The organism is Roseovarius roseus, assembly GCF_043355935.2.
Classification (GTDB): Bacteria; Pseudomonadota; Alphaproteobacteria; order Rhodobacterales; family Rhodobacteraceae; genus Roseovarius; species Roseovarius roseus.
In genome coordinates, this window is the sequence record NZ_JBHFPE020000009.1 from 52048 (window position 1) to 64046 (window position 11999).

The 11999-nt window shown below is 64.1% G+C and carries 11 protein-coding genes and 1 pseudogene; 3 read left to right on the forward strand and 9 right to left on the reverse strand.

The genetic code is table 11. The features are described 5' to 3' along the window. Positions 1-115: 115 nt before the first annotated feature. The 5 genes from ACEWPL_RS13735 to ACEWPL_RS13755 form a co-directional block, all read right to left on the reverse strand. On the reverse strand, positions 116-1102 hold the full coding sequence (locus ACEWPL_RS13735) for an FAD:protein FMN transferase (RefSeq protein WP_393934533.1): 987 nt from the start codon (positions 1100-1102) through the stop codon (positions 116-118). Continuing rightward, positions 1083-3290 (reverse strand): PepSY domain-containing protein, encoded by a 2208-nt coding sequence (locus ACEWPL_RS13740; protein ID WP_393934532.1) that lies wholly within the window; start codon positions 3288-3290, stop codon positions 1083-1085. The genes ACEWPL_RS13735 and ACEWPL_RS13740 overlap by 20 nt, the downstream gene beginning before the upstream one ends. 12 nt (positions 3291-3302) lie before the next feature. Next, positions 3303-3773: a DUF2271 domain-containing protein gene (locus ACEWPL_RS13745; RefSeq protein ID WP_393934531.1), complete on the reverse strand. Its 471-nt coding sequence runs from the start codon at positions 3771-3773 to the stop codon at positions 3303-3305. A gap of 82 nt (positions 3774-3855) precedes the next feature. Continuing rightward, positions 3856-4236, reverse strand: a complete 381-nt coding sequence (locus ACEWPL_RS13750) for a PepSY domain-containing protein (RefSeq protein ID WP_393934530.1) — start codon at positions 4234-4236, stop codon at positions 3856-3858. A 198-nt stretch (positions 4237-4434) separates the two neighbouring features. Next, positions 4435-4719, reverse strand: coding sequence for a PepSY domain-containing protein (locus ACEWPL_RS13755; protein WP_393934529.1), 285 nt, complete (start codon positions 4717-4719; stop codon positions 4435-4437). A 155-nt stretch (positions 4720-4874) separates the two neighbouring features. Here ACEWPL_RS13755 and ACEWPL_RS13760 point away from each other — a divergent pair, with 155 nt between their 5' ends. Together ACEWPL_RS13760 and ACEWPL_RS13765 are read left to right on the forward strand one after the other, a co-directional pair. Further along, positions 4875-5534 (forward strand): response regulator transcription factor, encoded by a 660-nt coding sequence (locus ACEWPL_RS13760; RefSeq protein WP_393934528.1) that lies wholly within the window; start codon positions 4875-4877, stop codon positions 5532-5534. Beyond that, positions 5531-6883 carry an ATP-binding protein gene (locus tag ACEWPL_RS13765; protein ID WP_393934527.1) on the forward strand — a complete coding sequence of 451 codons (1353 nt, stop codon included), beginning with the start codon at positions 5531-5533 and terminating at the stop codon, positions 6881-6883. The genes ACEWPL_RS13760 and ACEWPL_RS13765 overlap by 4 nt, the downstream gene beginning before the upstream one ends. Here the strand turns inward: ACEWPL_RS13765 and ACEWPL_RS13770 are convergent. Further along, the gene (locus tag ACEWPL_RS13770; RefSeq protein ID WP_393934526.1) at positions 6878-7369 is read right to left on the reverse strand and encodes an ATP-binding protein; all 492 of its coding nucleotides are present in this window, start codon (positions 7367-7369) and stop codon (positions 6878-6880) included. The two genes, ACEWPL_RS13765 and ACEWPL_RS13770, sit on opposite strands and share 6 nt — an antisense overlap. 32 nt (positions 7370-7401) lie before the next feature. Between ACEWPL_RS13770 and ACEWPL_RS13775 the strand changes: the two are divergent. Continuing rightward, positions 7402-8127: pseudogene (locus tag ACEWPL_RS13775) on the forward strand (peroxidase family protein); the annotation flags it as partial. Positions 8128-8353: 226 nt separating this feature from the next. Here ACEWPL_RS13775 and ACEWPL_RS13780 read toward each other — a convergent pair. From ACEWPL_RS13780 to ACEWPL_RS13790, 3 genes are read right to left on the reverse strand one after another with little or no spacing between them, the layout of a single operon-like run. Beyond that, positions 8354-9604 carry a c-type cytochrome gene (locus ACEWPL_RS13780; protein ID WP_393934525.1) on the reverse strand — a complete coding sequence of 417 codons (1251 nt, stop codon included), beginning with the start codon at positions 9602-9604 and terminating at the stop codon, positions 8354-8356. Beyond that, positions 9604-10167 (reverse strand): SCO family protein, encoded by a 564-nt coding sequence (locus ACEWPL_RS13785; RefSeq protein ID WP_393934524.1) that lies wholly within the window; start codon positions 10165-10167, stop codon positions 9604-9606. Before ACEWPL_RS13785 ends, ACEWPL_RS13780 begins: the two co-directional genes overlap by 1 nt. 4 nt (positions 10168-10171) lie before the next feature. Continuing rightward, positions 10172-11998 (reverse strand): hypothetical protein, encoded by a 1827-nt coding sequence (locus ACEWPL_RS13790; RefSeq protein ID WP_393934523.1) that lies wholly within the window; start codon positions 11996-11998, stop codon positions 10172-10174. Position 11999: the final 1 nt, after the last annotated feature.

Sequence of the window (11999 nt, forward strand, 5' to 3'; positions counted from 1 at the left end):
TTTAAAAGAGCGCTGGGCCAATCCCGCTGGCTGACTGGAACGCGCCAGCCCGAACTAGTGGCGGGCGAGGGCAAACAGCATCAGCGCCGGTTTCCTGCGAAGGGCTCCACACCGCTCAACCCATCTTGGCGACAGCCATGCTCGCCGGAGCACTGGTGAACAGAGGACCGAATTTCACCGCCCTGAGCCCCACGTCCGCATCGCGCAGCAAAATGAGCGCGTCGAGGCCCTGCTCTCGGACGAGGGTCGCCCCGGCTTCGGCGCCAAGCACCATGAGCGCGGTCGCCCAGGCATCCGCTTCGGCACAGCTGCGCGCAACGACGGTCACCGATGCGGGTGACGACAGCGCTGGCGCGCCCCTGCGCGGGTCCATGGTATGCGACAAATGGCGCCCCTGCACCGTAACCCGGTGGCGATAATCGCCCGAGGTCGCCACGGCAGCATCCTGCAACGCCAGAACCGAGTGGGGCGTGCGGCGATCGGGATCGGGTGCCTCCACCGCCACCGCCCAGGGCTGCCCGTCCGGCCGAAGGCCAAGCGCGCGCATCTCGCCGTCGATGCCGACAAGACCGGCGTCAATGCCGAGCCGCGTCAACGTCCTGGCCAGTTGATCCACACCATAGCCCTTTGCGATCCCGTTCAGATCCAGCGCGATGGGCGCGGCCTTGCGAACGCATTGTGCGGCATCATCGATCTCCAGCACGTCATACGCGGGCGCGCGTCGGGCGCTCATGGCGGCTTGGATATGCTCGGGGTTGGCGGCCCCGGGTCCGAACCCCCAAGCGGTCACGGCATCGCCCATTCCGATGTCGAAAGCGCCGCCCGAGGCGCGCCCGATCTCGACCCCCAGGCGCAGCACATCGAGAAGCCCGGCAGGCACGGGCAGCCACTGGCCCACCGTTGAGGCATTCAGGCGCATCAGATCGCTGCCGGGCATCCAGGTGGACATCTGGGCATCGACCTCATTCACCGCCGCCTGCAAAGCGGCATGAACACGCGCGGGGTCGACATCGCCCGGCGCGTGAAAGAGCGCCGACCAACGCGTGCCCATGGTCGCGCCGCTCAGGGCGTGGCGCACCGGATCAGTAGACATCTTCGACATATCGCCCCTCTGCCTTCAGTATGGCCGGACTCAGCCCCGCCGGCTCCAGAATATCGGCCAGCGTATCGCGCACGCCGGACGCCATGCCGCGCCCGCCGCAAACCATGATACGCGCGCCGTCCCGGATCAGCAGGGCAACCTCAGCGGTGTCACCGCGCAACGCGTCTTGCACATAGCGGGGCCGTGCGCCGCGGGAGGTGGCCGTGACCACGCGTGTCAGCCGCCCCTCGCCCTGCCAGGCTGCAAGATCGTCGCCATAGAAGAAATCGCTGTCAGGTTGGCGCATTCCGAAAAAGAGATGGACAGGTCGGTGCTGCGCATTGGCGCGAATGAACCCCGCCAAGGGACCGATCCCCGTGCCAGCGCCGACCAGGATCAGCGGCGCATGGCCGAGATCGGGCCAGAACCGCGAGTTGGACCTCAAAAACGCGCGAATACCATCGCCCGGCTTCAACGCCATGAGTTGACCCGAACACAGGCCGCCTACATGTTTCTTGACCACGATCTCGATGAAGCCATCGCGATGCCCGGAGGCCAGCGAGTATAGCCGCGGCACGGTAGACCCCCGAGGCAGGACGCCGATCAGGTCGCCGGGCTGAAACCGCGCGAACCCGCGCCCTGTCACGCGTTGCCACAGGGGCATATCGGGCAGGGCGAAACGCAGGATGGCTGCCGGGGCCTGCACATCGCTGCCGTAGTCGCGCCGCGATATCAGTGTCAAACGCTGTGTTCTTGGGAGGGCCGGGTGATGTTCAAGCTCCAGCTCAATTCCCAGTGCCGCCCCCAGGGCATGGCCCCAGCGCGCGAACTCCTGCGCGGACTGACGGTCAATCGTGCCAAGCGGGATGAGGCAGGGCCAGCCTTTTGCCTCTGCGGTCGCCGCGACCACCTGTGCAAAGCCGCAAAAGGCCGGGTAGCTGCGGTCGCCAAAGCCAAGCACGACCAGCGGGATGCCGGGCGCGTGATCCAGCGCCTCCAGCCGGCCCAGAAATCCCTTGGCCGAGGCCGGTGCGTCGCCATCGCCATATGTCGCTGCCAGCACGATGATCCGTTCGGCCCGCGTGTAACGCGCCGGATCAAAGCCGGACATCGGGGCGGTGTGAACGGCTTGCCCCTTATCCGTCAGCGCCTTGTGCAGCGTCTCGGCAAAGCCCCAGGTGCTGCCGCCTTCGCTACCGACGAGCAGGATCGTTTCGGCCGCTCCGGCGGATTTGTTGTCACGAATACGGGGTCGTCCGCGCCGCCGGGCAAGCCAGAGCAAAACGCCGGTGACCCCCATGACGGGCACGCCCAGCGCCATGATCCCAAGCACCAGCGCCAGCGTTGCCGCGCCCTGTCCGGTGTGCAGCATGTAGATGGTCTCCGAGACACGCTCCCACGCGGTCAGATCGGTCCAGGCAAGAACGGCGCCGGTTCCCTGATCGAGGTACCCGGTGCCAAAATCCGTCTTGAGGGTGAAGACATCCGCCGCATCGCCGGGATAGGGAAAACTCAGCTCGCGCAGCTCATCGACCGGGATGTCGCCAAGCATCGCCATATTGCTTAGCTTTGCGCCCACCGTGCCGCTGAGCTCGGACGGAAAGGCCGGGGCAGCGCCGCCGTCCGGCAGAAGGTCAAAGGTGGAGGCTGTCATCCAAAGCGCCGTCAGCGATGAAAGCATAAGCCCAAAAACCGCGATCCGCGCAATTTCGACATGCAGCCGTCCGGCCAGTGGTCCACGCAATGGCGCGAACCAGCGCCGCAGGCCGCCTGCACGCCGCGCCACCAGAAAGATGCCCGAGACCGACAGCACCAGCATGGCCGCGGCGCCCGCCGCCATTGCTATGCGGCCGCGGTCGCCCAGGAAAAGCGAGCGGTGCAGCTTGGTCAGCCATCGTTGCGTCTGGCTCGGATCGGCAGAGGCAACGCCGTGCCCCGTGGCGGGGTCAATCACGGCCGCGCCGGGCGCGCCCAGATCGAACCAATAGGCGGTGATCCGTCCCGAGGGGGCGCGCCGGATCTGCTCAACGCCCGGATAGGCGATCCGAATCCGCTCGGCAAGCGTGGCAACCGTCAGGCCCGCCTCCGCTTGCGGGACCGACAGACGCTCGGTGGCAGGGAATACCGACAGCGCGGCGCCGCTAAGCGCAAGGAGGGTGATGAGGGCCAAGGCCAAAAGACCCGGCCAGCGGTGAAGTGCGCGGATCATGGCCCTGGCTCCTTACATGTCGTAACTGAAGTTGGCGATGTAGCGGCGCCCGGTGACCGGCTCGCCTGCGCCGCTTGTCGTCAGCGGCACTGCGATCTCGTTCGGACTGTCGCGCATGTCTTCGGCCGCGGCATCGATATGCAGCGTATAGCCCGCGTCGAACAGCGCGTCGGCCAGATCAAGCGTGATTTCCAGCGAGCGGCCAGCGCCGACGCTGGCGCCCGTGATGCCGTTGATCTCGGCCACATCGCCACCCGTGGCGCGATACCAGTCGGTCAGATGCTCGTAGTATTTCGATTTGCCACCAGCCATCCACAGGCTGCCCACATAGGCGCCGGACGCGTCCGTGACGTAAAGCGCAAGGTAGGCGCCGTCGCCGCCATAATTGTTGAGCTGGGTGGTCAGCGTGACGGGCCGCGCCAAGGCAAGACCGGGAGCCGTCAGCGCCGTGGTCAGCGCGAGCGTTGCAAGAACGGATTTCATCTGCGGAACCTCTGTATTTGAATATATAGTTATCATCGGGTTATTCGGCCCGTCGGGAGGTTCCCGACAGGCCGAGTGGCTGTCAGTTGGAATTGACCTTGGGCGCTGCACCATCGCCGAACAGCCCGTTCTTAGGCGGAGCGACACTGCCTGCTGGGGCCGCGTTGCCGGCGGCGCCGCGACCATCATCATCGTCGTCATATTCCATTTCGACGACAGCAAGGGTGGCGGGATCCAGCTTGACCTCGATCTTGCGCCCGTCGCGGTCGCGCGCGTCGACTTCATAGCAGCCGTCATCGACCTCGATCTCGCGCACGGTCCAGCCATTCGCTTCGGCGTGGTTCATCACGGCATCTTTTGATTGCCACTGGTCACGGGGCACCGAGCAGTCGTCGTCGCTCGCCAGAGCAGCCCCTGCGGGAAGCAGGGCAATCAGGGTTATGGCGGTCAGGGTCTTTTTCATTGCAGGGTCTCCTTTTTTCATCTGCTGGGATCAATCTGGGTGTGCTGCCTGATGCCTTCCTGACGGGGCGGCGATTCCCGCTTCAGCTTGCTGTCAGGAACGAAAAGGCCCCGCCGATCAGGGCGGGGCCATCTGCTCAAGCGCCTCCGGGCATCGGTCTCGCAGCTTTCGCTGCTGACTCTTACCCGTGCCGGGACATCAATCGTCGTCGTCATCATCTTCGTATTCGAATTCGATCACCTGCAGGGTGGACGGATGCACCGTCACCTCGATCCGCCGTCCATTGGCATCGCGTCCGTCGATTTCATAGCAGCCGTCATCGATCTTGATGCGCCGGACGGTCCATCCATTGCTGTCGGCCAGATCCGAAATGGCCTCGCGCGGTTGCCAATCAGCCATGGGCACATAGCAGTCGTCATCGGCCAGCGCCGCGCCGGCAGGAAACAGTGCAAGAGCTGTAAGAATTGTCAGTGTGGTCTTCATGGGGCAAACTCCCGCCTGTGACTTTCTTGAACATTCTTTCGCGCATGAACCTGACGATATCCTGAAGGCCGGACCGCGCGGCTATCAGGATACCGTCAGCCTCGCGGGGCAGGAGGTGCTCGGAAGGCGTGAAAAGAAAAGGAAACCAAGCGGCCATGCGAGTCCTGCTGATCGAAGATGATGCCGTTTTGGGCACCGCTGTGCGCGACCAGATCGCCGGTGATGGCCATTCCGTGGACTGGGTGCAGCGGCTGGATCGCGCTCAGGACGCCATGGCAGGGGTGTCGTTCGACCTGATCCTGCTGGATCTGATGCTGCCGGATGGCCGGGGCATCGCGTTTCTGAAATCGCTGAGGGCGCGCGGCAGCGTGACGCCGGTGATCATCTTGACCGCGCTTGACCAGATATCCGACCGGATCGAGGGGCTGAATGCGGGCGCGGACGACTACCTAGTCAAACCCTTCGATCTGGCCGAGCTCTCAGCGCGTATCGGATCGGTTGCACGGCGCTATACCGCCAACCCAAATCCCATCGTCACGCATGGCGATCTGGATATCGACCTTGTCGCCCGGAGTGTCCACAGGAATGGCAAGCACATGCCGCTGACCGCGCGCGAATGGGCGTTGTTCGAGGCATTGCTCGCCCGCCCGGGTCAGCTTTTGTCCAAGGCTCAGCTCGAGGACAAGCTCTATGCCTTCGGGGCCGAGATCGAGAGCAACACGATCGAGGTTCACGTCAGCCGCCTGCGCAAGAAATTGGGATCGAAGGTGATCGAGACGGAGCGCGGCATGGGCTACCGCCTGGGCGCGCCATGAGGCTGCCGCGTAGCCTGCGGGCCCGCCTGGGGCTGCTTTTGGGAATAGTGCTGACGCTGTTGTGGATCGCCGCCGCATCGTTGACGGCCGTGACCCTGCGGGGCGAAATGGACGAGGTGTTCGATTCCGCCTTGCAGGAAACCGCGCAGCGCCTGCTGCCGCTGGCTGTCGTGGACATCATCGGCCGCGAAGAAGATGGCGTCACGCAGCGGCTGGGCACGATCCGCGAGCATTCGGAATTCTTCACTTATATTGTCCGGGACGCGCAGGGCCGTATCCTGCTGCAATCGCATTCCGCCGATCCGGGCATCTTTCCGCCCTATGACGGACCGGGTTTTCGCCAGACCGCGACACACAGGCTCTATAACGAGGACGCCTTGCGCGGCAGCATCCGCCTTACCGTCGCCGAGCCGCTGGATCACCGGACCCAGGTGGCGCGTGAGATCCAGATGGGCCTTGGCCTGCCTCTGCTGATCGTGATTCCGCTCGCATTGCTCGCCATCGTTCTGGCCGTGCAGGCCAGCCTTGTCTCCGTGCGCCGCTTTCGCAACCGGCTTGCGGCGCGCAGCGCGCGCGATCTGACGCCTGTTCCCACGGATAGTCTGCCTTCCGAAATCGCGCCCATCGCGACCGCGCTGAACCACCTTCTGGATAGGCTCAAAAGGGCCTTCGATGCGGAGCGCGGCTTTGCCGCCAATGCCGCGCACGAATTGCGCACCCCGCTAGCAGGCGCAATCGCGCAGGCGCAGCGCCTTCAGGCCGAGACAAGCGATCCCAGGTCAAAGGAACGGGCCGCCGACATCGAGGCGACCCTTAAACGTCTCACCCGCCTGTCCGAGCGGCTGATGCAACTGGCGCGTGTCGAGGGCGGACGTCTGCGGCTGGACAAGGCCTCGGACCTGCGCATCGTCGCACGTATCGTCGTGGAGGATATCGAACGCCATCTGGCCCCGAACCGAATTGCGCTGACGCTTCCGGACCAGCCCGTGATGTCGGATATGGATCCCGACACGTTTGGTATTCTGTGCAGAAACCTGGTTGAAAACGCAGTCCGGCACGGCGCCCGGACCGAGCCTGTGACGGTCGTTCTGACGCCCGGCGGCGTGTTGACGGTTTCCAACGAGGGGGACGTAATACCGCAAGAGACGCTATCCCGCCTGACGGCCCGCTTTGAGCGCGCCGGAGCGGCGGCAGATGGCAGTGGCCTCGGGCTCGCGATTGTCGCGGCGATTGCCGAGCGCATCGGACAGCCACTCCTGTTGAAATCGCCTCGGTCAGGGCGCGCCTCTGGGTTCGAGGTGACAATCTCCCTTCCGGTGGAAACTGCGCGAGGATCGGACGTCTCATAGTGGGAACGCATCCCGGCCGGGAAGGATCAAGGGCCGCCGGGATACATCGCGATGTCCCTGATGCAGACGTATCACGACCGCGCCACCGGTAGGGTCACCGCGGCGGAGGCCCTTGCCTGTCCGGTTCTCGAGGCGGATCTGGCCCGTATGCGCCTCAATGATGTCCTTAGCGATGGCAAGGCCAAGGCCGGACCCTGCGTCGGCCGTATCCAGTTGGACGCCGCGTTTCGTCATGTGGGTAATCCGCGCCTCGGCGACGCCGGGACCATCATCGTTGATGGTGATCGACGCCCACCCGTCATGCACTGCGCATTCAATCGAGATCGCGCTGGTTGCGAAGTTGCACGCATTCTCGAGCAGGTTTCCCGCAATTTCGAGAAAATCACCCTGATTGATGGCAAGCTCCACCCATTCCGGAACGGTGTTGACGAAGTCCAGGTGCTCCTTGGCTGGAAAAACAGCTTTGGCACGGGCAGTGGCGTCCATCCGATTTCAAGTGGGCTTGAAGGCGCATGGACATTCGCCTTGCTCCGCAAAAGGATTGGGAGGCCAACAATCCCGCTCAACTGGCGACAGTCCTCAACAAGCTGGAAGGCATCCAGAGAGAGTTCAATTCGGGGAACAAGAAAGTCTCGATGGCCGACCTGATCGTTCTTGGCGGCTGCGCGGCGGTTGAAAAAGCGGCCAAGGCCGCCGGTCAGGATGTCGTGGTTCCGTTTTCGCCGGGACGCACGGGTGCGACGCAGGACCAGACCGATGTGGAGTCCTTCGCCGTTCTCGAACCTGCCGCAGATGGTTTCCGCAATTATCTCAAGCCCGGGCAAAACAGTCCGGCAGAAGATCTGCTGGTCAACCGCGCCCAGTTGCTGACGCTGACTGCGCCGGAAATGACGGTGCTCATCGGCTGGATGCGCGTCCTGGGGACGAATGCGGATGGGTCCAGCCACGGCGTCTATACCGACCGCCCCGAGACGCTGAGCAACGATTTCTTCGTGAACATGCTGAGCAGGGATACAGAATGGACGCAGCAGCCCGGATCTGACAGTGTCTTCGACGGAGGGGATCGTAAAACCGGCAAGGTCAAATGGACCGGAACGCGCGTCGACCTCGTTTTCGGCTCGAACTCGCAACTTCGCTCCCTGGCCGAAGTCTACGGCAGCGAGGACGCACAGGAGGCCTTCGTGACCGCGTTTGTCGATGCATGGACCAAGGTTATGAACCTCGATCGCTTTGACCTCGCGTGATCCGCATGACGCAAACCAGAACTTGCATCTGATTGTCCCCTCAGATGCAAAGGCAGGCAATGTTTCGACCTGCAAGGACCACCGAGCATGAATGCACAGCGGATCAACCACTTGTGAAAACGCCGGGGCGGCACTGGATGTGCCGCCCCGACAAGTTTGCGGCATGCTGGTTTCAAGTGCTTGACGGGCATGTGCCCTCCGTCGCCGATGCCACAAGGATACGTCCCTATTGTGGCTCTGCTCCGCGGTCTTCCAGGATCGACACATGCGCCGTTCCACTCAGCGGTAGGCGGGCATAATCCAGATTCTCCGAGGCCAGATCTGCACGGCCGAGAAGCGACAGCAGCCGGCTGCGGGTGAGGTCACGTCCCGCTTCGGTCAGGGACGCGGCCAGAATGCGGGCGGCGAGCACGGCATGCGCTTCGAGAGGGTGAAGCCCTTCGTCGATCGCAAGGTTGATCAGGTCCGGGGCCTCGATGACCAGAAATTTCTGCTGCGCAGCGACCGCCCGCGTGGGCTGTGAGGCCAACTGGTAGAGGATGGCCGGCGTCGGCAGGTTTTCAGGCAGGTCGCCGCCCAGATCGATCAGGGCATCAAGCGTGCCCTGAGTGTCGGCGGGGAGTGTTTCCAATCGCCAGACATCTGCCTGGGGCATCTCGAGGCGGATCATGTAAGACAGCGCTTCGGCGCGGGCCGGATCGGCGGAAATAGCGATCCGCTGCGCGGTCGTGCTGGCGAGGTGATAGGCGATGGCGCCGTTGACATCCCGGTCCGTGGGCACGAACGCGCGCTGGATTGACGCATCTTCGCGTCCCTTCAGCCCCGCCAGAGGGAAGAGGACCGGCAGGCCCAGTGCGGTTAGTTGCTCGGTCAGGCCGCCCAGGGAAGGGGGCATGGCAAGCGCGGCGATCATCTCGTCAGCCTGGGCTGCCGGATCGCTCAGCGGGACGATCTCGACCTTGCGTCCAAAGATGGTGCTTGACGCAAAAATCCGGTCTGTTTCGTCCCTGAATTTGCGCAAATATCGCAGACCCAGCTCCGGACGGGCCGGGTTGATCACGATGCCGACCTGAACGCGCCCGGGTTCGACGCCCAGGGCCTGCCGCCGTGGAAGGTCCTGCAGATATGCCCAGAGCAGCGCCAGTTCCGCTTCGGTCAGATCAAACCGCGGCATGATCCGGCTCAAGCTGCGCCCTGCGGGATCGACACCGGAGACAAGCGCATCGCGGAAACTGTCGGCGTCGTAGGCCGGGCGCAGATCGGTCGGCTCCAGCAGGGCGGTTCCTGCGATCTCGGGCACATCCCCTTCGATGCCGCCCCGGCCATCGCGCCCATGGCAGTTGTGGCAGGCAAAAAGCGCAAGCCGTCCGTCCGCTGCGGAAGTGTCCTGTCCGGTGAACAGGTCATGCGCGGGATCGGCGGGCGCCGGGGCCGCCGAAAGAACGGCCATCGTCGCCAGTATCGCACTGCCGCGCATCAGTTCGAAAACGCCTCCAGCATGGATTTCAACTCTTCCACATCCGGCATGGTCTGGGTGCGGAAAAACTGGCCGGTTTCCCCGTTGCCCACCAGAAAGACGGGGTCATGCAGCTCAAGATCATGCACCGGCGCGCCGACCGATTGCAGGAGCCGGCGAATGTCACCTGGCCGCCCGGTCAGCCAGAACCAGCGATCGCTGGCCTCGAATCTGCGTGCGGATTCGGCCATGATCGCGGGCGTGTCATTGCCGGGATCGATGGTGATGGACAGCAGCCGAACCTCCCGCCCGCCAATGCTGTCCACTTCGTCATCCAACTGGGCCATAATGTCGTTGCCGATCGGACAGATCGAGCCGCAGAGCGTGTAATTGAATGTCATGACCAGCAGCGCACCGCTGTCCAGACCGCCGCGCAAGTCATGCGAACGGGCGTGATGGTCAATCAGCGTGATCGCGGGCATGGTGACATGACCCTGCACGAAATTGCCGCTTTGCTGTGCGGCGGCAGCGCTTGCGCCAGCGATCAACATCAAGACCCGCGCTATTTCGAGAAAGCGAAACATCGGCTTATCCTCCTTCTTTCTGGGCTTCGATCATGACGGCCGATCGCAATCCAAACGGAGCGGGCAGATGAACTGGCTGAACCGCAAAACTGCCCGCATGGGGAAGCGTGACGCGCATCGCGAGGGCGCCATCGGCCTGCGGTGTCGCCACCACGTCCGTCCGCCATCCCGACTTGAAGCTTGGCACGACAAAGCGGGTTGCAGGCATCGGCAGGACCGCCCCGTCCGGGCCGTAGAACGTGATCCGCAATTCATGCTCGCGCCCTGCCAGTATTGCGCCCGGCCCCGCCGTCACCTCCATCCGGACCGGCAGTATACCGTTGGCCTGCCGCGTGCCTTGCACGGCAAAGCGCAGACAGCTTGACAGACCCGATATCCCGGTGGTCAGCACCAGCTCGTATTCTCCCGCTGCAAAGGCCCAGACCACGCGGAATCCACCGGGGGCGACCTCTTCAAGGCGCCGGTCAACGATCAGCACTTTTTGCGGAATACCGCCGCGCAGACGGGTCGCATCCATTGGCGGCATGCCGTTGACCCCGGCCATGGCCCCGATCACAAATCCGGTCTGCGTGACGGGATCAACGGCCAAGAGCTGCGGAGAAGGGGCCAGCGGCACCAGAAGCGCGGTGTCCCCTTCCGGCCGCGGGCCCTTCACGCCCAGCCGGACTTCGGTGATTTCGGCCGGGCGGCCAATGCCGACCGTGGCCAGATCGATCACCCCTACATAGCCGCCATCATGGCTTAGCAGGTAGGCGGCATCATTGAAAATCCGCGCCTCTGTGAGGGTCGCGTCGCGCAGTTGAACGGGCTGAACCACCTGCGCGCGTGCCAGATCGATCAGCACGAAGGTTCCCTCACCCGGCGTCCAGGCAAGGGCAAACCGCCCATCGACGCTGCTGGAGACGCGCGTAAAGGGCAGGCCCAAGGGTATGCTGACCGGCAGATCAGCGGCATCGAGATAGCGCAGATCCGCAGCGGTGCGGCCAGCGGGCAGACTCAACACTCCGGTGTCACTGATCGCCGCAACATCCAACAGGCGCGCGCCCGGTCCCTTCTCGAAAACTGTCTGGCCGGTTACGCGATCGATGATCCGGATTGCGCCGGTGTCAGAAAAGGCCACGAGAGGCAGGTCGATCTCATCGCGTAATGTGACGCTTGCGGCGCCCATGCGCGTGCTGCTGCGCACGCTTCCGTCTGGGGCAAGGCGGCTGAGAGTGCCGCCTTGCGAAGAGCCGACCCAGATATCGCCATCCTCGGACAGAGCGAGCCCGGCAGGTGCAACCAGACCTGATGCCAGCACGGTCGCCTCACCGCCGGGAACCGGAAGCGCTATCACCCGGCCAGCCGCACTTTGCGTTGCCAGGATCCGCATCTGGTCCGTATCGACCGCGATGCCCGTGGGCACTTCGTCCAGCTTGAAGGCCGCAAGCATGTTGGCGCTCATCAGGTTCAGCTTGGGATCGATCACGCCGACAGACCCATCGCGCGACAACATCGCCAGCACCGAAGTATTGAGATTGACCGAGCCGGTGGGCACCGCCCCCGTGGTCAGAAATCCGCGAACCGCCTGCTCGCAACTGGAGTTTCCGGGTTGGACCGGCCGGACCCATCCCTGCAGGGGCACGCCGCGTGGCCGCTGCCCTGTCACCGCGTCAGTAAGTGTCAAATCCAGCTGAACCAACTGACCCGCGCCGGGCTGCATCGGCTGACCAGAGACCGGATCGGTCAGGATCAGATCCGCCGTCAGGCTGGTGATGCCGTCCTGCGCCGCGCCGTGCCCGGCTGACAAGGCGGCCGCGAGGCAACAGGCAAACCACGGTTTGATCCGCATC

What these genes read in the sequence shown, in the direction of transcription:
- ACEWPL_RS13765 (WP_393934527.1), top strand. Translation starts at nt 5,531, where the DNA reads ATGAGGCTGCCGCGTAGCCTGCGGGCCCGCCTGGGGCTGCTTTTGGGA.
- ACEWPL_RS13745 (WP_393934531.1), bottom strand. Translation starts at nt 3,773, where the DNA reads ATGAAATCCGTTCTTGCAACGCTCGCGCTGACCACGGCGCTGACGGCT.
- ACEWPL_RS13780 (WP_393934525.1), bottom strand. Translation starts at nt 9,604, where the DNA reads ATGCGCGGCAGTGCGATACTGGCGACGATGGCCGTTCTTTCGGCGGCC.
- ACEWPL_RS13760 (WP_393934528.1), top strand. Translation starts at nt 4,875, where the DNA reads ATGCGAGTCCTGCTGATCGAAGATGATGCCGTTTTGGGCACCGCTGTG.
- ACEWPL_RS13740 (WP_393934532.1), bottom strand. Translation starts at nt 3,290, where the DNA reads ATGATCCGCGCACTTCACCGCTGGCCGGGTCTTTTGGCCTTGGCCCTC.
- ACEWPL_RS13770 (WP_393934526.1), bottom strand. Translation starts at nt 7,369, where the DNA reads ATGGACGCCACTGCCCGTGCCAAAGCTGTTTTTCCAGCCAAGGAGCAC.
- ACEWPL_RS13790 (WP_393934523.1), bottom strand. Translation starts at nt 11,998, where the DNA reads ATGCGGATCAAACCGTGGTTTGCCTGTTGCCTCGCGGCCGCCTTGTCA.
- ACEWPL_RS13735 (WP_393934533.1), bottom strand. Translation starts at nt 1,102, where the DNA reads ATGTCGAAGATGTCTACTGATCCGGTGCGCCACGCCCTGAGCGGCGCG.
- ACEWPL_RS13750 (WP_393934530.1), bottom strand. Translation starts at nt 4,236, where the DNA reads ATGAAAAAGACCCTGACCGCCATAACCCTGATTGCCCTGCTTCCCGCA.
- ACEWPL_RS13755 (WP_393934529.1), bottom strand. Translation starts at nt 4,719, where the DNA reads ATGAAGACCACACTGACAATTCTTACAGCTCTTGCACTGTTTCCTGCC.
- ACEWPL_RS13785 (WP_393934524.1), bottom strand. Translation starts at nt 10,167, where the DNA reads ATGTTTCGCTTTCTCGAAATAGCGCGGGTCTTGATGTTGATCGCTGGC.